We start from the raw sequence: 330 nt of genomic DNA on the forward strand, positions 1-330 counted from the left end.
AACTCATTCGCCCAGTTAAGACTCGGTTTCCCTACGGCTCCCCTATACGGTTAACCTTGCTACAGAATATAAGTCGCTGACCCATTATACAAAAGGTACGCAGTCACCCCACCACTAAGCCTCCTCTGCTTGATTTTGTTGGTTGGACGTCGCTTTCGCTCCGTCTACCGCACATTATCATGCAAAAGAATCGCTGTGAGTTCACCACTAGCTTAGTGGTGGGGCTCCTACTGCTTGTACGTACACGGTTTCAGGTTCTTTTTCACTCCCCTCGCCGGGGTTCTTTTCGCCTTTCCCTCACGGTACTGGTTCACTATCGGTCAATCAGGA

The 330-nt window shown here is 50.0% G+C and carries 1 rRNA gene; it reads right to left on the minus strand.

The annotated features are described in order from the left end of the window. Positions 1-330 (minus strand): 23S ribosomal RNA (locus AB4J89_RS19020); the annotation flags it as partial.

It is taken from the genome of Proteus sp. STS61-E (genome assembly GCF_040932335.1).
Classification (GTDB): Bacteria; Pseudomonadota; Gammaproteobacteria; order Enterobacterales; family Enterobacteriaceae; genus Proteus; species Proteus mirabilis_B.